21 protein-coding genes are annotated in these 23,632 nt (G+C 60.0%); 13 read left to right on the top strand and 8 right to left on the bottom strand.

Translation table 11 applies throughout. The features are described 5' to 3' along the window. Positions 1 to 92: 92 nt before the first annotated feature. From HK20_RS03270 to parC, 5 genes are all read left to right on the top strand, one after another. A complete protein-coding gene (locus HK20_RS03270) occupies positions 93 to 1,199 on the top strand; it encodes an aromatic ring-hydroxylating dioxygenase subunit alpha (RefSeq protein ID WP_086645624.1) in 1,107 nt (368 codons plus the stop codon). A gap of 162 nt (positions 1,200 to 1,361) precedes the next feature. After that, complete coding sequence (gene rpsB / locus HK20_RS03265; protein ID WP_086645623.1) at positions 1,362 to 2,150, top strand: 30S ribosomal protein S2; 789 nt, start codon at positions 1,362 to 1,364, stop codon at positions 2,148 to 2,150. Positions 2,151 to 2,282: 132 nt separating this feature from the next. Then, positions 2,283 to 3,188 (top strand): translation elongation factor Ts, encoded by a 906-nt coding sequence (gene tsf / locus HK20_RS03260; RefSeq protein WP_086645622.1) that lies wholly within the window; start codon positions 2,283 to 2,285, stop codon positions 3,186 to 3,188. A 39-nt stretch (positions 3,189 to 3,227) separates the two neighbouring features. Then, positions 3,228 to 3,986 carry a DNA repair protein RecO gene (locus tag HK20_RS03255; RefSeq protein ID WP_198943872.1) on the top strand — a complete coding sequence of 253 codons (759 nt, stop codon included), beginning with the start codon at positions 3,228 to 3,230 and terminating at the stop codon, positions 3,984 to 3,986. 84 nt (positions 3,987 to 4,070) lie between these two features. Next, positions 4,071 to 6,281 (top strand): DNA topoisomerase IV subunit A, encoded by a 2,211-nt coding sequence (gene parC / locus HK20_RS03250; protein ID WP_086645708.1) that lies wholly within the window; start codon positions 4,071 to 4,073, stop codon positions 6,279 to 6,281. A 66-nt stretch (positions 6,282 to 6,347) separates the two neighbouring features. Here the strand turns inward: parC and HK20_RS03245 are convergent, their stop codons facing one another. Continuing rightward, positions 6,348 to 7,121: an arginyltransferase gene (locus HK20_RS03245; RefSeq protein ID WP_086645620.1), complete on the bottom strand. Its 774-nt coding sequence runs from the start codon at positions 7,119 to 7,121 to the stop codon at positions 6,348 to 6,350. Positions 7,122 to 7,193: 72 nt separating this feature from the next. Beyond that, on the bottom strand, positions 7,194 to 8,198 hold the full coding sequence (hemB, locus tag HK20_RS03240; RefSeq protein ID WP_086645619.1) for a porphobilinogen synthase: 1,005 nt from the start codon (positions 8,196 to 8,198) through the stop codon (positions 7,194 to 7,196). Positions 8,199 to 8,673: 475 nt separating this feature from the next. Between hemB and glyA the strand changes: the two genes are divergently transcribed. Both glyA and HK20_RS03230 read left to right on the top strand, forming a co-directional pair. Next, the gene (gene glyA / locus HK20_RS03235) at positions 8,674 to 9,963 is read left to right on the top strand and encodes a serine hydroxymethyltransferase (protein WP_086645618.1); all 1,290 of its coding nucleotides are present in this window, start codon (positions 8,674 to 8,676) and stop codon (positions 9,961 to 9,963) included. A gap of 248 nt (positions 9,964 to 10,211) precedes the next feature. Then, the gene (locus tag HK20_RS03230) at positions 10,212 to 11,207 is read left to right on the top strand and encodes a glycosyltransferase family 2 protein (RefSeq protein WP_086645617.1); all 996 of its coding nucleotides are present in this window, start codon (positions 10,212 to 10,214) and stop codon (positions 11,205 to 11,207) included. Positions 11,208 to 11,245: 38 nt separating this feature from the next. On the opposite strand, the gene HK20_RS03225 is transcribed toward HK20_RS03230, so the two are convergent. Both HK20_RS03225 and HK20_RS03220 read right to left on the bottom strand, forming a co-directional pair. Continuing rightward, on the bottom strand, positions 11,246 to 12,274 hold the full coding sequence (locus HK20_RS03225) for a succinylglutamate desuccinylase/aspartoacylase family protein (protein ID WP_086645707.1): 1,029 nt from the start codon (positions 12,272 to 12,274) through the stop codon (positions 11,246 to 11,248). A gap of 189 nt (positions 12,275 to 12,463) precedes the next feature. Next, on the bottom strand, positions 12,464 to 13,690 hold the full coding sequence (locus HK20_RS03220) for a DEAD/DEAH box helicase (protein ID WP_086645616.1): 1,227 nt from the start codon (positions 13,688 to 13,690) through the stop codon (positions 12,464 to 12,466). Positions 13,691 to 13,823: 133 nt separating this feature from the next. On the opposite strand from HK20_RS03220, the gene HK20_RS03215 reads away from it, so the two are divergent. After that, positions 13,824 to 14,855, top strand: coding sequence for a mitochondrial fission ELM1 family protein (locus tag HK20_RS03215; RefSeq protein ID WP_086645706.1), 1,032 nt, complete (start codon positions 13,824 to 13,826; stop codon positions 14,853 to 14,855). A gap of 83 nt (positions 14,856 to 14,938) precedes the next feature. Here the strand turns inward: HK20_RS03215 and HK20_RS03210 are convergent, their stop codons facing one another. The 4 genes from HK20_RS03210 to serB form a co-directional block, all read right to left on the bottom strand. Beyond that, on the bottom strand, positions 14,939 to 16,147 hold the full coding sequence (locus tag HK20_RS03210; protein ID WP_086645615.1) for an MFS transporter: 1,209 nt from the start codon (positions 16,145 to 16,147) through the stop codon (positions 14,939 to 14,941). 4 nt (positions 16,148 to 16,151) lie between these two features. Further along, positions 16,152 to 16,418, bottom strand: coding sequence for a metal-sensing transcriptional repressor (locus tag HK20_RS03205; protein WP_086645614.1), 267 nt, complete (start codon positions 16,416 to 16,418; stop codon positions 16,152 to 16,154). 157 nt (positions 16,419 to 16,575) lie between these two features. After that, positions 16,576 to 16,770, bottom strand: coding sequence for a hypothetical protein (locus HK20_RS03200; protein WP_086645613.1), 195 nt, complete (start codon positions 16,768 to 16,770; stop codon positions 16,576 to 16,578). Positions 16,771 to 16,817: 47 nt separating this feature from the next. Beyond that, positions 16,818 to 17,705, bottom strand: coding sequence for a phosphoserine phosphatase SerB (gene serB, locus HK20_RS03195; RefSeq protein WP_086645612.1), 888 nt, complete (start codon positions 17,703 to 17,705; stop codon positions 16,818 to 16,820). Between the two features lie 30 nt (positions 17,706 to 17,735). Between serB and miaA the strand changes: the two genes are divergently transcribed. The 5 genes from miaA to HK20_RS03170 all read left to right on the top strand — a co-directional run bounded on the left by miaA (position 17,736) and on the right by HK20_RS03170 (position 23,463). Further along, positions 17,736 to 18,764, top strand: coding sequence for a tRNA (adenosine(37)-N6)-dimethylallyltransferase MiaA (gene miaA, locus HK20_RS03190; protein ID WP_086645611.1), 1,029 nt, complete (start codon positions 17,736 to 17,738; stop codon positions 18,762 to 18,764). 39 nt (positions 18,765 to 18,803) lie between these two features. Further along, positions 18,804 to 20,618 (top strand): biosynthetic-type acetolactate synthase large subunit, encoded by a 1,815-nt coding sequence (ilvB, locus tag HK20_RS03185; protein ID WP_086645610.1) that lies wholly within the window; start codon positions 18,804 to 18,806, stop codon positions 20,616 to 20,618. Between the two features lie 65 nt (positions 20,619 to 20,683). Further along, a complete protein-coding gene (gene ilvN, locus HK20_RS03180) occupies positions 20,684 to 21,202 on the top strand; it encodes an acetolactate synthase small subunit (protein ID WP_086645705.1) in 519 nt (172 codons plus the stop codon). Positions 21,203 to 21,264: 62 nt separating this feature from the next. Continuing rightward, a complete protein-coding gene (gene ilvC / locus HK20_RS03175) occupies positions 21,265 to 22,284 on the top strand; it encodes a ketol-acid reductoisomerase (protein ID WP_086645704.1) in 1,020 nt (339 codons plus the stop codon). A 228-nt stretch (positions 22,285 to 22,512) separates the two neighbouring features. Next, the gene (locus HK20_RS03170) at positions 22,513 to 23,463 is read left to right on the top strand and encodes an alpha/beta hydrolase (protein WP_086645609.1); all 951 of its coding nucleotides are present in this window, start codon (positions 22,513 to 22,515) and stop codon (positions 23,461 to 23,463) included. The last annotated feature ends 169 nt before the right edge of the window (positions 23,464 to 23,632 follow it).

Here is a 23,632-nt window from a genome sequence, read left to right as displayed (position 1 = left end):
TGCCTGAATGCTCAATCGTTCGCCCGTCCTTTTCAGGCCGGAATGATATGCATCGGAACAGCCGGTCTGTGGTATTCTGATGAGGTGACACCATGCAACAGGCAGCAACAGCCACGGAGCAACAGGCGGAGCAGGGTCATGCCCCCCGTTATGATCTGAGGCAGATCGATGTTGATCCCAATTTCTGGTACCCTGTGGCATGGTCCAGCAAGGTACGGCAGGGCAAGGCATTTGCCGCCCGCTTTGCAGGCCACCCCATTGCGCTTATCCGCCCCGAATACGGCCCGGTCTATGCGCTGGAAGACCGTTGCGCCCACCGTCAGGTCCCGCTGAGCAAAGGCGTTGTGGACGATAAGGGCTGCATCAAGTGCTGTTATCATGGCTGGGCGTTTGACCAGCAGGGCAAATGCGTAACCGTGCCCTACCTGAACAAGGAAGGCGTGGGCCGCCCGGTTAAATCCTACCCCTGCCGCGAAAAAAGCGGGCTGATCTTTATCTTCCCCGGCGACCCCGATCTGGCGGACAAGGTGCCCGTGCCCGACATCGCGCAGGTGGGGAACCCCGAATACAAGACCCGCCAGTTCAGCCCCCGCCTGAAGTGCCACTACACGTTCATGCACGAAAACCTGATGGACATGAACCATCAGTTCCTGCACCGCCGCCAGATGGGTTCCATCACGGCCCGTTTTCTGGGGCAGGACAAGGGCGATAACTTTATGGAAGCCCGCTACAGCTTTGCGCGCAAAGGAGGCAACCAGCCGCTGGCCGAAGCCCTGATTTTTGGCAAACACCATGATGACGGGCGCGAACAGCCGGTGGAAGAGGTCGTGTCCATCCGCACTACCTATCCGTACCAGACGCTCCAGATCCACGATAAAGACGGCGACCTGATCATGGACCTGTGGGCATGTTACCTGCCGCTGGGGGAAACCCAGCAGGTTACTCAGGCGTTTGGTCTGCTGTCGGTTAAAAAGCCCAAATGGACTTTCCTGCTTGATATGGCATGGCCAGTGCTGGGTCTGTTTACGCATCGCATCTTTGAAGAAGACCGCGAAATTGTGGAAATGGAACAGAACGCATGGCGTGAACTGGGCGGGGACCACAACGTGGAAGTGTTCCCTGTTGTCAAAAGCCTGCGCGAGCTGCTGGCCCGCAGCGGGGTGCCCAACCGTTACGCCAAACCGCTCAAGCAGGGCTGAACGCACTTTTTGGCCTTGCCCGCAGGGCCAAAAAACGCCATATAGAGCCGCCCCGGCGCAGGCCGGGGTATAACACACGCGGGGCCATACACCTCTGGTGCCCAGTCAGATGGCTGGGTGGTGTCTCGCGGAGGTTTAACCAGTTAGGTAGGAATACGCCCCATGGCGATGCCCGATTTCACACTGCGCCAGCTGCTTGAAGCTGGTGTTCACTTTGGTCACCACACACGCCGCTGGAACCCGCGCATGGCGCCGTTCCTGTTCGGTGTGCGCAACCAGGTTCACATCATCGACCTCCAGCAGACCGTTGGCCTGCTCGACCGCGCCCTCAAGGCGATTCGCGATGTTGTAGCTGGCGGTGGCCGCGTTCTGTTCGTTGGCACCAAGCGCGCCGCACAGGACCCGATTGCAGAAGCAGCACGTCGCTGCGGTCAGTACTACGTCAACCACCGCTGGCTGGGCGGCATGCTCACCAACTGGAAGACCATTCAGGGCTCCATCAAGCGTCTGCGCCAGATTGAAGAAACGCTCGAAGGCGCGACTTCCGGCCTGACCAAGAAGGAAGTGCTGGAACTGACCCGCCAGCGCGACAAGCTGGAACGCTCCCTTGGTGGTATCAAGGAAATGGGTGGTCTGCCCGACGTCCTGTTCGTGATCGACACGAACAAGGAAAAGCTGGCCATTGAAGAAGCCAACAAGCTGGGTATCCCGGTTGTGGCCATTCTGGACAGCAACTCCGACCCGCGCGGCGTGACCTACCCGGTCCCCGGCAACGATGACGCCATTCGCGCCATTGGCCTTTACTGCGACCTCGTTTCCGCTTCCGTGCTCGACGGTATTTCCGCCGAACTGGGTGCAGCGGGCCATGACGTGGGTGCATCTGAAGAACTGCCGGTTGAACCCGCTCTGGAAGCGGCTCCGGTGGCGGAAGAAGCTCCGGCAGCAGGCTGAAGCCTTTAAAAAACAGCCCGGCTTAAACCGGGCTGTTTTTTTGCATGAGATGCCTGTGGTTTTTACAGGCAACGGAATGTTCTGCCACGCGCCCTGCCAGGGGCGCGTTGCGGTTTTCTAAGGAGTAGGAATATGGCGGAAATTACCGCAGCATTGGTCAAGGAACTGCGCGAAAAAACCGGCGCAGGCATGATGGATTGCAAAAAGGCGCTGAACGAAGCGCAGGGTGATATTGAAGCCGCCATTGACTGGCTGCGCACCAAGGGCCTTGCCGCCGCCGCCAAAAAATCCGGCCGCGTGGCAGCAGAAGGTCTGGTTGCCGTTGCCTCTGGCGACAAAACCGCTGCCATGGTGGAAGTCAACGCCGAAACCGACTTTGTTGCCCGTAACGAAGCGTTCCAGAACTTTGTGGAATCCGTTGCTCAGGTTGCACTCAAGGTTGGTGATGATCTGGAAGCCATCAAGGCAGCTACGCTGGACACGGGCCGCACCGTTGCTGACGAACTGACCCACCTGATCGCCACCATCGGCGAAAACATGACCCTGCGCCGCGCACGCGTGTTCACCGTGCCGTCTGGTGTGGTGGCAACTTACGTGCATGGCGCCCTGCGCCCCGGTCTGGGCAAAATTGGCGTTCTGGCAGCTATTGAAGCTCCGACGGCTGATGAAGCCATCGAACAGCTTGGCCGCCAGGTTGGCATGCATGTTGCAGCTACCCGCCCGTCTGCGCTGGATGTCAGCAGCCTGAACCAGGAAGAAGTCGAGCGTGAACGCGCTGTTCTGATCGAACAATCCCGCGCATCGGGCAAGCCTGAAGCCATTATTGAAAAAATGGTCGAAGGCCGTATCCGCAAGTTCTACGAAGAAGTGGTGCTTCTGGAACAGGTTTGGGTGCATGACGGCGAAACCCGCGTGAAGGACGTTGTTAAAAAAGCTGGCGTCAAGCTGGCTGGTTTTGACCGCTTCCACCTAGGTGAAGGCATTGAAAAGACCGTTGATGACTTTGCTGCTGAAGTGGCCAAGGTTTCCGGCGTCTAAGACCGGGTCTTTTGCATGTTGAACAAGAGCGGGACTTCTCTGCAAAGGGAGGCTCCCGCTCTTGTTGTTTTTGTGGCCCCGCAGGGCGAAAATGGCGCGCGGGTTCATATGCTGACCGAGCAGGACGGGCTGGTGCGTGCTCTGGCTTACGGGGGTGCTGGCCGTGCCGGTCGCGCCTTGTGGCAGCCGGGTAATGTGGTCAAGGTCCGCCTGACACAACGGGGCGAGGGGGCTCCTGTTCAGGTATCGGGTGAGCTGCTGTACGGCTGTGCGGCGCGTATCCTGAGCATGCCGCTGGCACTGGCCATGATGCAGTCGGCCTGTGTTCTGGCCGATGCGACCCTGCCCGAGGGTGAGCCTTGCCCGGCATTTTTTGGGGCGACCCTCAAACTTCTTTCCTTTATCGGCTACAGCCCCGACGTTGCGGAGCAAACTGGCCTGCCCAATTATATTGAGTGGGAGCTGGCCTTGCTGGACGTGCTGGGCTTTGGGCTGGATTTAAGCTGCTGCGCCGTGACCGAGCAGACGAGCGACCTCGCTTTTGTCTCCCCCCGCACAGGGCGTGCCGTCAGCCGCGAAGGAGCAGGAGTGTGGAAGGACCGGCTCCTGCCCCTCCCTGCTTTTTTGCATGACCCCACACAGGCCGGTTTCTGGCCGGACTGGCTGGATGGCCTGCGCCTGAGTGGGCATTTTCTGGCGCGGGATGCCTTTGGCCAGCGGCATCTGCCCCTCCCTGCCGCCCGGCAGAGGCTGCTCGGGCGTGTGGAAAAACTGGTAGCAGGGGCGGGCGCAACCTGAACTGCGCACCAAGGCTGGCACAACTTGGCCTGTGGCGGTATGTCATGGCCATCACACATCGCACCGTTTTATCTGGGGCAGAACATGAACGAGACATTCGAAGGCCATATTGAGGAGACAAAACTGGCAGATGCGCTAAGCGAGCGTTATCTGGCCTATGCTTTGTCCACCATCATGTCACGTTCGCTGCCAGATGTGCGCGATGGGCTCAAACCCGTGCACAGGCGGCTGGTTTACGCCATGCACCAGCTCAAGCTGGACCCGGCATCGGGGTTTAAAAAGTGTGCGCGTGTTGTGGGGGACGTCATTGGTAAGTTCCACCCCCATGGTGATGCCTCGGTTTATGAGGCACTGGTCCGTCTGGCGCAGGATTTTGCCGCCCGTTACCCGCTGGTTGAAGGGCAGGGGAATTTTGGCTCGATTGACGGCGATAACGCAGCCGCCATGCGGTATACGGAATCCCGCCTGACCGAAGTGGCCGTAGCCCTGCTGGACGGGATCGAGAGCGATGCAGTCGATTTTCGCCCCACCTATGATGGTGAGGAGCAGGAACCCGTGGTGCTGCCAGCGGCGTTCCCCAACCTTCTGGCTAATGGTGCTGCGGGTATTGCCGTGGGCATGGCCACCAGCATTCCCCCCCATAACGCGGCAGAAGTGTGCGCGGCCGCAGCGCTGCTGGTGCGCAAACCCACCGCCACCACGCAGGACCTGCTGGCCCTTATGCCGGGGCCGGACTTCCCCACCGGCGGGCTGATTGTGGAGGATGCCTCGGCTATTCTGCAGGCATACGAGACAGGGCGCGGGGGCTTCCGCATGCGTGCACGTTGGGCTGTGGAACAGGGGCGGTTTGGTACATGGCATATTGTTGTGTCGGAAATACCGTACCAGGTGCAGAAGTCCCGCCTGATCGAGCAGGTGGCTGACCTGCTGGAGCAGAAAAAGCTCCCATTGCTAGGCGATATTCGCGACGAAAGTACGGATGAAATTCGCCTGATCCTTGAGCCAAAAACACGCGGGATCGAACCCGAAGTGCTGATGGAAACCTTGTTCCGCGCCACGCCGCTGGAAAGCCGCTTCCCCCTGAACATGAACGTGCTTGGGGCGGACCGCTCTCCCGGTGTGCTGGGGCTCAAGCAGGTGTTGCAGGCATGGCTGGACCACCGGCACGAAGTGCTGGAACGGCGCAGCCGCCACCGCCTTGCCGCCGTGGAAAAACGGCTGGAAATTCTGGCAGGCTTTCTCATCGTTTACCTCAATCTGGATGAGGTCATTCGCATTATCCGCGAGGAGGATGATGCCAAAGCCAGCCTGATGGCCACCTTAGGCCTGACCGACATGCAGGCCGAATCCGTGCTGAACATGCGCCTGCGCAGCCTGCGCCGCCTTGAGGAAATGGAAATCCGCAAGGAGCATGATGCCCTTGCTGCCGAAAAAGCCGGATTGCTCGCGTTGCTGGGGGATGAAAAGCAGCGCTGGAAGCAGATCGGGCAGGAACTGGAGGGCATGGTCAAGACGTTTGGCAAGGGCCGCGTTGGACCACGGCGCAGCACCATTCTGTCCGCCCCCAAGCCGGTTGATATTTCGGTGGTGGAAACAGTGGAGCGTGAACCGCTGACCATGATCCTGTCCCAAAAAGGGTGGGTGCGGGCCATCAAGGGCCACAATGTTGATCTGGAAAGCCAGAAGTTCAAGGAAGGGGATGGCCTCAAGCTGGCCCTTCCGTGCCAGAGCACGGACAAGTTGTGCTTTTTTGCGACCGATGGCCGTGCCTTTACGCTCAAGGGTGTGGACCTGCCACGCGGGCGGGGTGATGGCCAGCCGGTACGCCTGCTTATGGACCTCTCCAATGATGAAGAACTGCTAGCGGTTTTTGTGCTGGAGGAAGGTGGTAAGCGCCTTGTGGCTTCCAGTGCGGGGCGTGGCATGGTGGTGGAGGATGATAACCTCGTCTCCGAAAAGCGCTCAGGTCGGCAGGTGCTTAACCTCAAAGGCGATGAGTTCGCCCAGTTGTGCATTCCCGCACAAGGGGACCATGTGGCAGTGCTTGGGGATAACCGCCGGTTTTTGATTTTCCCGCTCGATCAGCTCCCCGTCATGGGGCGTGGTCTGGGGGTGGCGTTGCAGAAATACGCTGATGGCGGGCAGCTGCGTCAGGCTGTGGTGTTTACTGCATCCGAAGGGCTGGTCTGGCCCGGAGCCGTACGGAACCGCGTTATGGCGGATTTGCAGGACTGGCTGGGCAAGCGTGCAAGTGTTGGCAAGCTGGCTCCCACCTGGGCGAACAAAAAAGCCTAAGCCTGTTATCAGGCCTGCTCCTCGGGCACATGGCCTGCGGGGGCGGGCCCATGTCTGGCAGGTGGGTCAGAATAACGGCGCATCGGGGAACAGGGCGTCCCGCGTGGTGTTGATGGGCTGCTCCGGGTCCAGTGGCTGCCATGTATCATCACGCAGGATTTCTGCCGGTCGGAAGCGGCTTTTGTACGCCATCTTGGGGCTGCCCGGAATCCAGTAGCCCAGATACAGATACGGGCGGCCGAGCAGAAATGTCTGGTGAATAAGAAAAAGCACAACATACACCCCTAGTGAGCGGGTGGTCTGCTGGGGGTCGTAAAAGCTGTACACGGCCGAAAGCCCGTCATCGAGCGTATCGGTCAGGCTGACGGCGACCAGTTTGTTGTCTGCCGTGCGGAATTCTATGATCTGTGTATCAACCGTCGTTTCCTCCACCATAATCCGGTAGTCGCGCGCGGTCATGTTTGCCATTTCGCCATCTGCGTGGCGGGTGTTCAGGTACTGGCGGAACAGATCGTATTGTTCGCCTGTTGCTACAGGGGGCAGCAAGGTCGCGCTCAGGTCCGTATTGCGGTTCCAGACCCGTTTTTGTGTGCGGCTGGGGGCAAAGGCCGCCACAGGCAGGCGGATGGGAATACAGGCAGAGCATCCTGCACACAAAGGCGCGTAAGCGAGTGTGTGGCTGCGCCGGAAGCCCGTGGCAGACAGGCGGCTGTGCAGGGTGTCGGCATCGGGGACTGCCAGATCAACCAGAATTTTGCGTTCCATGCGCGCAGGCAGGTACGGGCATGGTTGTGCCGTGGTGGTGTAAAAAAACTGCGGGTTGCGCAGCGGAGGCGTCATAATCGGCAATCCCGGATGCATGGCGGGCCAGTAGAACCGGCCCGCTTATGCCCGGCATGGGCCAGGCGGTGGTTACAGGCCCGATCTTTCCCGGATGCGCTGTGCAGCTTCAATGGCAAAATATGTGAGTATGCCATTGGCTCCAGCACGGCGGAAAGCCATCAGGCTTTCCATGATGGCACGGTCGCGGTCGAGCCAGCCATTGTTAATGGCTGCCATGAGCATCGCATATTCTCCCGAGACCTGATACGCAAAAGTCGGCACGCTAAAGGTGTCTTTTACGCGGCGGATAATGTCCAGATACGGCATGCCCGGCTTGACCATGACCATGTCCGCGCCTTCGGCAATGTCCATCTCTACTTCGCGCAGGGCTTCATCGCTGTTGGCGGGGTCCATCTGATAGGTTTTTTTGTCGCCTTTCAGCAGCCCGCCAGAGCCAAGCGCATCACGGAACGGGCCATAAAAGGCGGACGCATATTTGGCGGCATAGGACATGATGCGGGTGTTGATCAGGCCATTGGCGTCAAGGTCCTGCCGGATAACGGCAATGCGCCCGTCCATCATGTCCGAAGGGGCAATAATATCCACCCCTGCGCGGGCCTGATTAACAGCCTGTTGGGACAGGATCTGGACCGAGGCCTCATTGACCACGTAGCCATCTTCGATCACGCCGTCATGGCCGTGGTTGGTGTAGGGGTCCAGCGCCACGTCCCCGATCAGGGCCATGTCGGGGAACTCTTTTTTCAGCAGTCTGGCAGCCCGACACATCAGGTTGTCGGGGTTGAGCGCTTCGGTCCCGACGTCATCACGGGCTTCTGTCGGGGTGATGGGGAACAGGGCAAGGGCTGGAATGCCCAGTTTGGCGGCTGGTTCCACATGCTTGGCAAGCCGGTCCAGTGTAACGCGGTGCGCACCGGGCATGGAGGAAACCTCGGTTGTAACACCTGTTCCTTCCATGAAAAAAATCGGCCAGATCAGGTTGCTGATGCCCAGTGAGTTTTCGGCAACCAGGCGGCGTGTCGCATCGTCAAACCGGTTGCGGCGCGGGCGGGTCAAAGGGAAACGACCAGCCATCATGGGCGGGATCTCCTTGCACGGTGTTTGCCACGGGGCAGGCTTGGCTGGTTGTCCATGGCAGCACAGGGGTGAACAAAACGGGGGGAGTATGCGCTCCTGCCCCTGTTATGCAACCCCGCTGGGGTAAAGGTCAGCTCCGCGTGGTTTTGCAATGCCCACGGTATGCGAATCCGCAGCTATCGCGGGGGCCAGCCTCCGTGTCATGCCGGGGCTGGTGCTAGTGGTGTATGCAAGCCTGTGCGGAGGGCAAAAGTGCAGGGCTGCAAAAGGGGGAGAGTTCCGCCCCTTTTGCGTTTTTCTCCTGTCAGGGGCGCAAGGAACGGAGTAAGAGAGCACCCAGCGCTTGTGTCTGTTATAAAAAGCAGTGTGGAACATGGTCTGGCAAAGAGCGTGCCAGAACCGTATAGAGTGACCACCATCTGCCGCCCGGCAGGCATGTTGCCAAACGACAGTTTGATTTTGAGGGAACACCCGAATGAGCCACACGGATCTGGACCGTTTTTTTCATGCGCCGCTGACCCAGACGGATCCGGACGTTGCGTCCGCCATTGCCGCAGAGCTGACCCGCCAGCAGGATGGGATTGAGCTGATCGCCAGCGAAAACATGGCCTCCGAGGCTGTTTTGCAGGCGCAGGGCAGTGTGCTGACCAACAAATACGCCGAAGGCTACCCCGGCCGCCGCTACTACGGTGGCTGTGTGGAAGTGGACAAGGTGGAAACCCTGGCCATTGAACGGGCCAAAACCCTGTTTGGTGCAGCTTTTGCCAACGTGCAGCCGCATTCGGGTGCTAATGCCAATCAGGCCGCGTTCATGGCCATGGGCAAGCCGGGTGACACCGTTCTGGGCATGAGCCTTGCAGCGGGTGGGCACCTTACGCACGGTGCAGCTCCCAACTATTCGGGCAAATGGTTCAATGCCGTGCAGTATGGCGTACGCCAGCAGGACGGCATGCTGGACTACGACCAGATGGAAAGCCTTGCGCGCGAGCACAAGCCCTCCATTATCGTGGCTGGTGGGTCCGCTTACCCGCGGATTATCGACTTTGCCCGTTTCCGCCGCATTGCGGACGAAGTGGGTGCGCTGCTTATGGTGGATATGGCGCATTTTGCCGGTCTGGTTGCTGCGGGCCTGTACCCCAATCCGCTGGAATATGCAGACATTGTAACCTCCACCACGCATAAAACCCTGCGTGGCCCGCGTGGCGGCCTGATCCTGACCAACAGCGAAGCACTGGCCAAAAAGATCAACTCTGCCGTGTTCCCCGGTCTGCAGGGCGGCCCGCTCATGCATGTTATTGCCGGTAAAGCCGTAGCTTTTGGCGAAGCCCTGCGCCCTGAGTTCAAGGAATATCAGAAAGCCGTACAGAAGAACGCCGCTGTGCTGGCCGAAGTGCTGGTGGAGCGTGGGTTTGATATTGTGACTGGTGGCACGGATTCCCACCTGCTGCTCGTTGACCTGCGGCCCAAAAAGGTGACCGGCAAGGCAGCGGAACAGGCACTGGAACGTGCGGGCATTACAGCCAACAAAAACGCCATTCCGTTTGACCCGGAAAAACCTGCCATTACCTCTGGCGTGCGTCTGGGCAGCCCTGCTGCTACGGCACGTGGCTTCCGCGAAGCAGAGTTCCGCCAGGTTGGTGAAATGATTGATGAAGTGCTGACCGCCCTTGCCGCCTCGGGTGGGGAAGGTGATACCGCAGTGGAAAACGCTGTGCATGAACGGGTTAAGGCCCTGTGTGCACGCTTCCCCATTTATACGCGCTAATCCGCGTTTAAATCGGTTCTGCCTTAAAAGGCGCGGGAGGTTTCTCCCGCGCCTTTTTTGCTGGTCTGTTCATGCCCGGAATATGAAAAGATATGCAGCCTGTTTTATAAAAAATGAAATTTATGCAGCGGCGTATACAACAGAAAAAAAATGAAATAAATACAACGCAAAAGCCTTGGACAACATGGATGGATTGAGGTGTGGAAAAGTAGTTTTCGCCATCCATATAGTAGAGTGTAAGTGATTCAATGGATGTTTCTAAGTCATTTTTAGCTGATATTAAAGTTGTGGTTTTAATACCCTGCTATAATGAAGAAATAACCATAGGGTCAGTTGTTCGGGATTTTCGGGCAGCACTGCCTAATGCGCCAATCTATGTTTATGACAACAATTCCACGGATCAGACGGTCAAAACCGCGCTGGCCGCTGGTGCCATTGTTCGTTCTGAATCCCTTCAGGGCAAAGGCTACGTGATCCGGCGCATGTTTTCAGACATTGAAGCCGATTTTTACATTCTGGTGGACGGGGATGCCACATACGAGGCCGCTGCTGCACCAGAGATGCTGAAAACCGCCTACACCAACGGGCTGGATATGGTGAATGGCGCGCGTGTTACCGACCGGGTGGATGCCTACCGGCGCGGCCATGTTCTGGGCAACAAGGTGCTTACCGGGCTTGTCACCAGTGTGTTCGGGCGCCGGTTGTCAGACATGCTTTCGGGCTACCGGGTTTTTTCGCGGCGGTTTGTCAAATCCTTTCCTGCCCTGTCTTCAGGGTTTGAGACGGAAACGGAATTTACCGTTCATGCGCTGGAACTGGCCATGCCTATTGGCGAGCAGCCAACCCGTTATGTGGAACGGCCCCCCGGCTCGGCCTCCAAGCTGAATACCTATAGCGATGGCTTCCGTATTCTGGGTATGATCATCAATCTGGTCAAACAGGAACGGCCATTGATGTTCTTTACCACCATTGGTGTGGTTGTGCTGGTTTGCGCCATTGGTCTGGGCTTGCCGGTTATTCTGGACTTTTTCCGGACCGGGCTGGTGCAGCGCCTGCCCACGGCTGTTCTGGCGACCGGGCTGGTCATTCTGGCCGTATTTTCCATGGGGTGTGGTCTTATTCTGGATAGCGTTGCGCTGGGGCGGCGGGAAACCAAACGTCTGGCCTATCTCGCGCTGCCGCCTCCCCCCCGCCTGCCCGATGCGCAGGGCGGTGTTTCCCCGGTTGCAACGGCAGAGCCGTAAGGCACGCCTTGCTTTGAGCCTGTACTGCCGGCTTGATTCTACAGAAGGCGCGCCAGCCGGACAGCCGTATGCCCCCGGCGGGGGCGCAGGTTGGGTATGACCAGCATGCAGTTGTCGTAGGGGGTGCGGATTTCGTCCATACCATCCACGGCAATCAGGGTTTGGGCGCGTTCAATAATATCTCCACCCGTATAGCGGCGCAGGAAGGCAAAGCCTGCGGTATGGGCTTCCACACAATCGGTCACCACGGCATTGATCCCGCCTTGGTGTGGGGCGGTGGGTAAAGGCGGCCCCATGCCATGCTGGGCCAGAAATGCGCGGACCATGCTCAGGCTGTGCTGGGTGGCGCTGCGGGTCCAGTGTTGCCCGGCTTCAAGCAGGCAGGCCCGTGCCGTGCCTGATGGTGTGGAAAAACGCTCGTAATCAATCAGGCGGGGCCCGGTGGGGTGGCCCTGATCCAGCACAACCTGTGGAGGGTCTGCCTGCTGGCAGGCCAGAGTGTTGGCCATGCGCAGGTTGCGTTCCGCCATGCTGGTCAGCAGCAGGGGGGCGGAAGGCCATGTCATGGTGTGCAGGTCAAGCAGCACGTCCACCGTGTCAATCACGGGTACAAGTTCGCGCACGCGCTGCATTTCAAGGGATGTGTGTGTGGAGTGGATAAGCTTGGGGGCCCACAGCCTGTTCATGTCCTCCTCAATATAACGGAAGCGGGAGGGGTGGCGGGGGTCAAACGCCGCGTAGGCATCCGGGTTAAGAAAAATCAGGCTTAGCCGCCCCCGTGTGGGGGTAAGGGGCGTTGCCAGCAGGTGGGTAAGGGCTCCGGCCCCGGCATATTCGTTGCCGTGCATCAAAGCCGTTATGGCAATGTGGGGGCCGGGCCTGTGGCTTTCAAAATGATGGACCCCTCTTATGCCGCAGTTCCCCTGCACCCATGGTGTTATGTCCGGCAAGGGGTCTTGCGGTGGTGCGTGGGGGAGCGGTGGCGGAGGGGGAGGCAGAACCTCTGGCAGGGTGCGGAAGCGGTAGGAGCTTTTGCCACCCCGTTTGCGCTTTGCGGCACAGCTCATGGCTGCCCCGGTGCTTTGCAACGGAGTGTTGTCCCCAAAGATTGGCACAATGGGTGAGGGAGGAAAAAACTGCACCACATGGGCCTGAGTATGGTTCGGGTTGCGTGTGGCTGCAATCCCCTCCCTGCACGGTGGTGTGGAGGTGTTGCGGGCATGGGGGACATGCCCGTGTTGTGGTGGCGGGTGTGGTTATGCGCCTTTGGTTTTTGGGCGCGGCTTGCCTGCCACAGCGCGCGGACCAGACGGCGTTGCAGGCGGGAGTGCCTGCTCCGTGCTGAGCACGCGGAGTTTGACATGCGCGCCAACCTCCACCTGCCGCAGGCGCTTGCGTTCGGCCCCCGAACACAGGGTGAGTGCGGAGCCCTTCTGCCCCGCGCGGCCTGTGCGGCCAATGCGGTGCAGGTAGGTTTCGGGCTGTTCGGGCACGTCGTAGTTAATAACCTGCGCGACCGAGGCAATATCCAGCCCACGGGCGGCCACATCGGTTGCGACCAGAATAAACAGGCGGCCAGAGCCAAAGCTGGCCACAGTGCTGGTGCGTTTGTCCTGTGTCAGGTCCCCATGCAGGGGGGCCACGGCCAGACGTGCTTTTTTGAGTGTGGCGGCCAGCACATCCGCTTCCGCTTTGGTGCGGACAAACACGATGCTGCGTGTTTTGGGGCTGCGACCAAAAAATGTCTTGAGGAAGGCTGCCTTCTGTTCGTCTTCCAGAAACAGCACACCCTGACGGATGGCGGGGCGCTCCTCGGGTGGTTTTTCAACACTCAGTTCCACCGGCTTGTACACAATGCTGGCCAGCATGGCCTTGCACGCGGCCGGCATGGTGGCGGAAAAAGCCAGTGTCTGGCGTGGTGTGGGCAGGTAGTTGAGGATGGTGCGGGTTTCCTCCTCAAACTCGTGGGTGAACAGGCGGTCGCACTCGTCCATCACAAGCTGGAAGCAGTCCGTAAGGTCGCATGTGCCTGTGCCAATAAAGTCCAGCAGACGCCCCGGTGTGGCAATAAGAATACGGCTCATGCCGCTGGTCTGGATGAGTTCTGCGGCCTGCTCGTCCCGGTCCGCGCCGCCATACAGGCAGATAATGGGGGGGGTATGTGTTCTGGCGTTTGCCTGCTTTTTGCCCCCTTCGCCCAGACAGGCGCGAAAGACCTTGGCGGTCTGCAACACAAGTTCACGCGTGGGCACCATAACCAGCAATGTACGGGGTTTGCGGGCCTTGAGCAGCCTGTGCAGCATGGGCAGCACATAAGCTGCGGTTTTGCCCGTGCCGGTCGGGGCGGTGGCCAGAATGTCCCGTCCTTCCAGTGCTGCGGGAATGGCCGCTAGCTGGATGGGGGTCGGATGTGTCATTCCCGCCTGCTGTGCATGGGCGCAAAGGGCTGGGGACAGACCCGTATCCTTAAAGCTAGCGGACATACTGTTGCCTTTCTCGTGGTCTGGAATGCGTACAAGGTGCCTTGCTTTTAAAGACAAACCGATAGCAAGGACAAAGCGGACCATGCAGGGCGCGTGGTTGCAAAGGCCGATGTGTAGCGGAGGAATGCGCGTTATGGCGAGCGCAATGTATGCAGGTGCGCAAACTGGCTCGAACCCGGTAGAGGATTTGCCGCGTGCGGCACCCCACGCTTTTGTGGTGGGGGAAAATTTTGCCGGTATGCGTTCGCAGGCATTGGGGCTTGCCCACCGTGCCGGGTGGGACGGTACGTTCCAGCCTGTATGCCCCAGCCGTGTGGCGCGTGTGGCACTGGCTGGCCCGCGCTGGCTTGGCCGCACATGCCTGCGTGGTAGCAGCGGGCAGATGCTGGAATCCCACAAGGACCTGCTGCGCGCGGATGTGGTGATCAGCATTGGTGGCAAGGGTGGCGCCATTGGGGCAGCCCTGCGCGCGCACCACCGCCCGGTGGTGCAGATTCAGAACCCCCGGCAGTCGCTCGCCCGTTTTGACCTGATTCTGGCCTGCCGGCATGATGATATTTCTGGCCCCAATGTTCTGCTCGGCCGCACCGCGTTGCATGGCCTTACCCCCGAGGAGCTTGCAAGTGCCCGGCAGGAGTGGGAGCCACGGTTTGCCCATTTGCCCCGCCCGCTGGTAGCCGCCCTTGTTGGTGGCTCCAACGGGCGCTTCCAGCTGGGTGAGGCAGAAGCCCGCAGGCTGGCCCATGTGCTGGTGCAGACCCGCAAGGATGAAGGCGGCAGCCTGATTGTGACCGCCTCCCGCCGGACAGACCCGCAGGCACTGGCCGCACTGAAGGAAATTATAGAACCCGCAGGTGGCTTTGTATGGGATGGGGAGGGGGATAACCCCTATATCGGGCTGATCGCCTGTGCCGACAGCCTGCTTGTAACCATAGACAGTGTTTCCATGATGTCCGAATCCGTGGCAGGGCGTGCGCCTGTTACGGTTTTTCCGCTGCCTGGCAAATCCCGCCGGATCAATGAGTTTGTTGAGGAACTCGAACTGGCCGGGCGCGTGCGTGTGCTGGGTGAGAGTGCTATCCGCCTGCCCACGCCATGGTACGTAACCCCACTGGATGACACGGCCGAACTGGTGGGGGAAATGCATAGCAGGCTCGGCTTCTAGCCCGCCTATAGTGCATGGAAGGCTGGGGCAGTACCCAGTGTGCTGCCTCCGGCCCAGTATTGGGCTGGCTGGAATGTATCAGGCTACAGGGGAGCCGGCTCGGGGGTGCCCGTGTTGTCTGCAGGCCAGACCAGAGACGCCAGTGCCGTGGCCATAACGGTCAGCACGCATAACCCCATAGCGGCAACAGGCAGCCCAAACGCAGCCCCTACGCGCCCGGCCAGTGGGTAAGCCAGCAACCAGCATAAATGAGAGAGCGAAAACTGGGCCGCGAACAGTGCGGGCCTGTCCTCCGCCGTGCCGGAGCGGCGGAGCAGGCGGCCAGAAGGTGTTTGTGCAACGGAATACCCAACGCCCAGCACGGCCCAGAGTGGCAGTAGCCAGCCATAGCTGGGCACGCTTATGGCCAGAGCAGCCCCCACACACAACACACTGGCCCCACCCAGCATAACCGTGCGGTCTGCCCTGCGTGCCAGCACGCGGGGTAAGCCAAGAGCTGCCAGCATGGAGCCTGCTCCAAAACAGGCCAGTGCGAGCGCTGTTGCGCTCTGCCCCAAACCGAATGTGCCCTGCACATAAACAACCGTGTTGACCAGCACGATGGAGGCTGCCGCAGCAACGGCCATGTTAATACCCAGCAGGCCCCGCAGGCGCGGAGTAGCAAGGTAGAGGCGTATGCCACGGGTTGTGCGCTCGTACACGCTCCGGTGCGGTGCAGGTCTGGGGGCGGGCAGGCGAACAGACATGACAAGGGCGGCAGAACCCAAAAAGCCCAGCGCAGTCCCCACGAACAGGGCGTGGAAGGACACGACACTCAACAGGGCTGCGGCCAGTAACGGGCTGAGTACGCTCTCCATGTCATACGCAATGCGGGAGAGGGAGAGCGCATCGGTATAATCCTGCTCGTCGGGCAGAATATCGGGGATGGTCGCCTGAAACGTCGGTGTAAATGCAGCCGAAGCCGCTTGGAGGGCAAAGATCAGAACGTAAATCTGCCAGACCGTGTTCACAAACGGCAGGCAGGCGGCCACACCACAGCGTACAAAGTCCAGCAGAACCAGTGCCGTGCGGCGGGGCAGGTGGCCTGCAAAAGCTGCGGCAAGGGGGGCTAGGCCCACATAAGCCAGCATTTTTATGGCCAGTGCGGTGCCCAGCACAGCCCCGGCATGCCCCCCCGCTACGCGGAAGGCCAGCAACCCCAGCGCAACGGTGGCAAGGCCAGTGCCGGTCAGGGCAACAAGCTGTGCCCCAAACAGGTGGCGGTAGGTGCGGTGGCGCAAAACATGCAGCATGCGCTTACAGGTATTTGGTCAGGGCGGCAAAAGCCTGCAAGGCATCCTCGCGGCTCATCTCGCCTGCGGCAATGGCGTCTATAATGCAGTGTTCAAGGTGGTCCTGCACCAGCATGCGCTTGGATTTGCGGATCGTACTTTCCACGGCCTCAAGCTGTTGCGCAAGGTCGGAGCAGCTTCGGCCTTCGTCGAGCATGGCAATAACTTTGGCCAGATGCCCGTGGGCCTGTTGCAGTTGCCGCCGGATAAGGGGGTGAGAATGATGAACCATACATCATCCTACCCTAGGGGGGAGGGGTAGGCAACGCACAAGCACGCATACCCTTGCAGTAGGTGCAGGGGGCAGTAGGGAGGGGAACATTGACTTCTAAAAGATGGAAGTGCTGCCCGCTTCACTCATGGGAAAAGCAGGGCGGGTTGAGCTGACCTTAGATCCAGATACTGCCCAGCAGCAGAATGGTGCCGACAATCAGCGCAGCCACATGCCGCATGACATGCTCGGGTGTGTCCTGTGGCAGAGTCAGGTAGAAGTTGAAGCAGTACAGCACCAGCCCCACGCCCAGTACAATACTGATGACGCGGGCTATGGGGTAGGTTGAAATATCCCTTGGGTCAAACTGCATGGTGCTGCCTTACTTTTTTACAGGCGCTCAGCGGCTGGTGTTACGGGTTATGCGCTTACAAAAGCGGATGCGGGGTAGCCCTGCATGAATAGTGCCGTGCGGAGCGAGGTATGGTTGATCTGGGCCGCTACGGCCTGACGTACAACCGGCTTGGCAAAAAAGGCAATGCCCAGCCCTGCGGCGCGCAGCATGGGCAGGTCGTTTGCGCCATCGCCAATGGCCAGAGTAGCCTCGGGGGCCAGCTTGTGGCGCGTGCTGAGTTGTTCCAGCAGGTCCAGTTTGGTTTGTGCGCCCAGAATGGGCAGGCCGGGGGCACCGCTCAGGTGGCCGGTCGCATCGGTCAGCAGAGTATTGGCGTGGTTTTCCTCAAACCCGCAAAGGGCGGCCACGCGGGAGGTAAAAAAGGTAAACCCACCCGATACCAGCGCGGTGTAGGCTCCATGCGCACGCATGGTGCGCACCATTTCCACCGCGCCGGGGTTCAGGCGTACATCCTGCCATGCTTTTTCCAGCAGGCTTTGGGGCAGGCCTTTAAGCAGGGCTACGCGTTCGCGCAGGGAGGTGGCAAAATCCAGCTCGCCGTTCATGGAGCGGGTGGTAATGGCGGCAACCTTGTCCCCAATACCGGCAAGGGCTGCCAGGTCATCGAGTGTTTCGTTGGCGACAATGGTGCTGTCCATGTCCGAGACCAGCAGTTTTTTGCGGCGGCCCTCTGCGGGGGTCAGTACCACGTCCACCTTGCTGCCAAGATGTGTGTGTAACTGGGCCAGCACGTCTGGCGTGCTGGCCGGGCAGGGAATATCCACTGCCTCTCCGGGGGAGAGAATAACGGTTTCACCCTGGGCACGGATAATATCACGCGCGAGGGAGATTGTGGCGGTATCGAGTGTTGTTGCCTCACGGGGGGCAACAAGGGTCAGAACAAGGCTCGTCATGGCACTTGGGTGTGTGGCAGGAATACGGACATGAAGCAAGCAGAACACCCATGCCCCAGCCCGGCAACCCGCTATACGCAAAGCCAGCCCCCGGCCCTTGTACTGGCAGGGCCGACCTGTTCGGGCAAATCCGCCCTGGCACTCAGGCTGGCCCAGCAGTTGGGGGGCGTGGTCATTAACGCGGATTCCATGCAGGTTTATAAAGACCTGCGTGTGCTGACCGCCCGCCCGGACGAGGCGGAAGAACAGCGCGTGCCGCACCGGTTATATGGTGTGCTGCCCGCCGCCCATAAGGGGAGCGTGGCATGGTGGCGCGAGCAGGCGCTGGCAGCCATGCAGCAGGCATGGCACGCGGGGCAGTTGCCCATACTATGCGGGGGCACGGGCATGTATATGCGCGCCCTGACCGATGGACTGGCCCAGATTCCACAAAGCCCCCCCGCCGTGCAGCAGGCTGCCCGCGCTCTGGTGGCGGAGGAAGGGGCCCCCGCCGTGCATGAGCGGCTTATGGAGGTGGACCCGCAAACGGCCGCACGCCTCAAGCCAGTGGATTCGCAGCGTGTGGCCCGTGCGTGGGAGGTATGGCAGGCCACAGGCCATGGGCTGGACTGGTGGCTGGCCCAGCCCGGCCTGCCGCCCGCCCCGGCCCGGTTTGTCGCTGTGCGTCTGGACCCGTCCCGGGTGGAACTGCGTGCGCGCATACAGGCCCGGTTTACTGCCATGTTGGAGCAGGGCGGCGTGGAGGAGGTGCGCGCCCTGTTACAACAGAATCTGGACCCGGACCTGCCCGCTATGCGCGCCCATGGCGTGCCCGAACTGGCCGCCATGCTGCGGGGGGAGATTACACAGGCCGAAGCCGCAACCCGTGCCGTTGCCGCCACAGGGCGCTACACCAAGCGGCAGGCTACATGGTTTGCCCATCATCCGCTTACTGCGGAGGGGCTGACCTGTATGGTTAATGCCTGTTTTTCCGATTTTGAGCAATTTTCGGAAAGAAAGTATGATGAAATTATTTCTTTTATTCTAAAGGGGATTGACGCACCCAATATCGGGTCCTAAACAGGCGACCTGCTCCCAATTCCGGGAAGAGAGGACGCTATGACACGCACAACGGGTTCGACCACACTGGACGCTCAGACAACCACCACCCTGCCGGGTGCGGAAGTTCTTCTGCGCGCATTGGTCGAACAGGGTGTGGAGGTTATTTTTGGCTACCCCGGTGGCGCCGTTCTTCCTATTTATGATGCCCTGTTCAAGCAGAATCACATCCGCCACGTTCTGGTGCGCCACGAGCAGGCGGCCGTGCACGCGGCGGAGGCCTATGCCCGCTCGACCGGCAAGGTGGGGGTGGTGCTGGTGACCAGTGGCCCGGGGGCGACCAACGCCGTAACCGGCCTTCTGGACGCCATGATGGATTCCATTCCGCTGGTCTGCCTGTCCGGGCAGGTGCCCACACCCCTGATTGGCAATGACGCTTTTCAGGAAGCGGATACAACGGGTATTACCCGCCCGGTTACCAAATACAACTATCTGGTGCGCAAGCCTGAAGATCTGGCGCCTGCGGTGCATGAGGCCTTTGCCATTGCCCGCTCCGGCCGGCCCGGCCCGGTGCTGATTGACCTGCCCAAGAACATTACGGTGGGCGATGCCCCTTATGTGGAGGCACACGCCGTAACCCCGCGCACCACCCGCATGGGTTCCCAGCCAGACCGTGCGGCCATTACCCGTGCCGTGGCAGCCATGAAGGCAGGCAAACGCCCGCTGTTTTACACGGGTGGCGGGGTTATCAATTCCGGCCCGCAGGCCAGTGCCGCTTTGCGCCGGTTGGTGGAGCTGACGGGTTTTCCCGTAACATCCACGCTCATGGGGCTGGGGGCGTTCCCCGGTACGGACCAGCGATTCCTTGGCATGCTGGGCATGCACGGGACGTATGAGGCCAATCTGGCAACCCATGGCTGCGATGTGCTGATCGCCCTTGGCAGCCGGTTTGATGACCGGGTAACCGGGCGGCTGGATGCGTTCTCCCCCAGCTCGTTCAAAATCCATGTTGATATTGATCCCTCCCAGATCAACAAGATCGTGCATGTCAACGAAGGCATTGTGGGGGATGTCGGGCAGATTATCGATCTGATGATCGAAGAGTGGGAAAAACAGCCCGCCTACGCCCATAAGTCTGACCTGGATGCCTGGTGGACACAGATTGAAAGCTGGCGCGCGCTGGACTGCCTGCGCTTTGGGCAGGACAAGGCCCCCGATGCCGTGATCAAGCCGCAGCAGGCCATCCAGCGGATTTACGAACTGGCACGCCAGACCGGGCGGGATACGTACGTTTCCACCGAAGTCGGGCAGCACCAGATGTGGGCGGCGCAGTTCTTCCGCTTTGATGCCCCCAATCGCTGGCTGACATCGGGCGGGCTTGGCACCATGGGCTACGGCCTGCCTGCCGCCGTTGGCGCGCAGATTGCGCACCCCGATGCGCTGGTTATGGATATTGCAGGGGAAGCCTCAACCCTGATGAATATTCAGGAACTGGGGACCATCGCGCAGTACCGCCTGCCGGTTAAGATTTTCATCATCAACAACCACTACATGGGCATGGTCCGCCAGTGGCAGGAACTGCTGCACGGTTCGCGCTATTCGGAAAGCTATTCCGATGCCCTGCCGGACTTTGTAAAGCTGGCGGAAAGTTTCCATGCCACCGGCCTGCGCGTGACCCGGCTGGACGAGCTGGATGCCACCATCCAGAAGGCGCTGGAGCATAATGGCCCCGTGCTGGTGGATATTTGCGTGGCGGAGGGGGAAAACTGCTTCCCCATGATTCCATCTGGTGCCGCCCATAACCAGATGATCCTTGGCCCGGAGCAGGAAGCAAGCAGTGCCACGATCAGCAAGGAAGGGCAGATGCTGGTCTGATTAGCCAGTTCTGTTCTTTTAGGTTCCGTCTTGTCCCTTCTGCCTTGATTGCGAGAAACATGAGTATGCAGGTCGAAGTTTCCGGTTCCGCTGTTATTTCCCTTCTGGTGGATAACGAGAGCGGGGCTCTTGCCCGTATTGTGGAGCTGTTCTCGGGCCGTGGTTACAACATCCAGAGCCTGACCGTGGCTCCGGTGGATGAGCATGGTCACACCTCCCGTGTGAACATTGTCACCACGGGCACGCAGTCTTCCATCCGGCAGGTCAAAACGCAGCTTGAGCGGCTTGTGCCCGTCTCGCGCGTGGTCAACCTTACGGCGGAAGGGCCTTATGTTGCGCGGGAAATGGCTCTGGTCAAAGTGGTATCCTCTGGTGAACCACGGACCGAAGCCCTGCGCATTGCACAGGCGTTCCGGGCACGGGCGGTTGATACAACCGCCAGTTCCTTTGTGTTTGAACTGACCGGCTCCACAGACAAGCTGGACAGTTTTATTGAGCTGATGCGCCCGCTCGGGCTGGTTGAGGTGTCCCGCACCGGGGTTGCCTCCATTTGCCGCGGGCCGCAGACAATTCAGAACTTCTGAAGTATAGACAGGTGCAACGCCGGGGACTGACCCCCGGCAACAGGGAGAAAAGTATAATGGCTATGCGCGTGTATTATGATCGTGACGCCGACGTTAACCTGATCAAGTCCAAAAAGGTGGCCGTTATCGGTTACGGCAGCCAGGGCCATGCCCATGCCAACAACCTGAAGGACAGCGGTGTTTCCGACGTTGTGATCGGCCTACGTGAAGGCTCCACGGCAGCGGAAAAAGCCCGCAATGCTGGCTTTACGGTTATGACGCCCGACAAGGCCGCTGCTTGGGCAGACGTTGTTATGGTGCTGACCCCCGATGAAGGTCAGGGCGCACTGTACACCGAATCCCTGGAAAAGAACCTCAAGCAGGGTGCAGCACTTGCCTTTGCTCATGGTCTGTCCATCCACTTCCGCCTGATCGAAGCCCGCCCTGATCTGGACGTGTTCCTGATCGCACCCAAAGGCCCCGGCCACACCGTGCGTTCCGAATACCAGCGTGGCGGTGGCGTGCCCTGCCTGGTGGCCATTGCACAGGACAAGTCCGGCAAGGCTCTGGACATCGCCCTGTCCTACGCATCCGCCATTGGTGGTGGCCGTGCAGGCACGATCGAAACTTCCTTCAAGGAAGAAGTGGAAACCGATCTGTTTGGTGAACAGGCCGTGCTCTGCGGTGGTCTGGTCGAGCTGATCCGCGCTGGCTTTGAAACGCTGGTTGAAGGCGGTTACGCCCCGGAAATGGCTTACTTCGAATGCCTGCACGAAATGAAGCTGATCGTGGACCTGATCTACGAAGGCGGCATTGCCAACATGAACTACTCCATCTCCAACACTGCGGAGTATGGTGAGTACGTGTCTGGCCCGCGCGTGATCACGGCGGAAAGCAAGAAGGCCATGAAGGACATCCTGACGGACATCCAGAACGGCACCTTCGTGCGTAACTTCGTGCTGGAAAACAAGTCCGGCAACGTGTTCTTCAAAGCGACCCGTGCTCGTAACGATGCCCACCAGATTGAAGCCGTTGGCGAAAAACTGCGTGGCATGATGCCCTGGATCGCCAAGTCCCGTCTGGTTGACAAAACCAAGAACTAAGACCGCGACCCTTACGGCGTTTACGCTGTGCTTACAGGCTCCCCCACCAGCAGGTGGGGGAGCCTTTTTTGTATCTGCATCGCTCCCAGCCTTGCAAAGGAGGGCGCTTTGCGTGCCGGGGCTGGCTGAAAAACGGTAGTCTTCAAATTGTTGTAGGGGTCATTGTTATCCTGCGTGACGGCTCTTTATGATCTTGCTGACCCGCAAGAGAAATGGAGAGTGTTGACGATGACAACCCTTGGTCTGGTTGATGAACAGCAGCGCGGGATGGTGGCGTCGTTTCCAGCCTTCAACCCTGAGCAGGATGATCTGGCAGAATTCCGCCGTGCTCTGGTGGAAGGCACAACAGAACTCCTGCAATCCGCCGCAGCCAGATTTGAGGAGCGCATCATCCCCGGGCCCAAGGGTGCGCCAGATGTGCGGATTATCCTGTTCCGCCCGGTGGGTGTTCAGGGCGTTGTGCCTGTTATTCTCAATATTCATGGTGGCGGCATGATCGCGGGCACGCCAGACATGCAGGCCGGGGCACTGGAGCGCCTTGCGGCAGATACGGCGGCTCTGGTTGTGTCGGTTGATTACCGGCTGGCACCGGAAACGCCTTTTCCCGGTGGTCTGGAGGATATTTACGCCGCGCTGGTATGGCTGCATGAGCACGTGCGTGCGCTTGGGGCAGACCCCGCGCGTATTATGGTCATGGGCGATAGCGGGGGCGGTTGCCTTGCGGCGGCTACCGCTCTTCTGGCACGGGACCGCGCACAGGTAAGGTTGTGCGGTCAGGCCCTGATCTACCCTATGCTGGACCTGCGCACAGGTAGCCCCGATGCCCCGGGGGATGACCCCACAACCGGGGAGTTTGTCTGGACTCGCGCACAGAACCGGCACGCATGGTCCGCAGTGCGGGGGGCGCTGGCAGGGGATGACCCGCGGTTTGCTTACCTGTCCCCCACCTTTATGCATGACCTGTCGGGGCTGCCTGCAACATTTATCGTAACCGGCGCGCTGGACCTGTTCCGGGATGAGGATGTGACGTTTGCACACCGCCTGTGGCATGCTGGCGTGCCAACCGAGCTGGTGGTGTATGCCCGTGCGGTCCATGGGTTTGACCTGCTGCCTTCTGCGCTGGCCGAGCGTTGCCGCCATGATCTGGTGGCTGCCGTGCGGCGTATGCTGGGGACGTAAAGCGCACAGGCAGGCTTCTGGTTGAGTGCTTATGCTGCTGCGTTGGCCTGCTGGCTGACAGTGGAGCCTTAAAGCGGGTGTGGGGGGGCAGGTACGCTCCCGTTTGCCTATGCCGGTCATTGCCTTGCCGGAAAAAGTGATGAGCAGGAAGTGAACACCCGGCACAGGA

The sequence above is a fragment of the Acetobacter sp. DsW_54 genome, assembly GCF_002153575.1.
In the GTDB taxonomy this organism is placed as follows: Bacteria; Pseudomonadota; Alphaproteobacteria; order Acetobacterales; family Acetobacteraceae; genus Acetobacter; species Acetobacter fabarum.
Note: the sequence above shows the minus strand (reverse complement) of the source record. Positions and strands in the feature narration are given on the sequence as shown.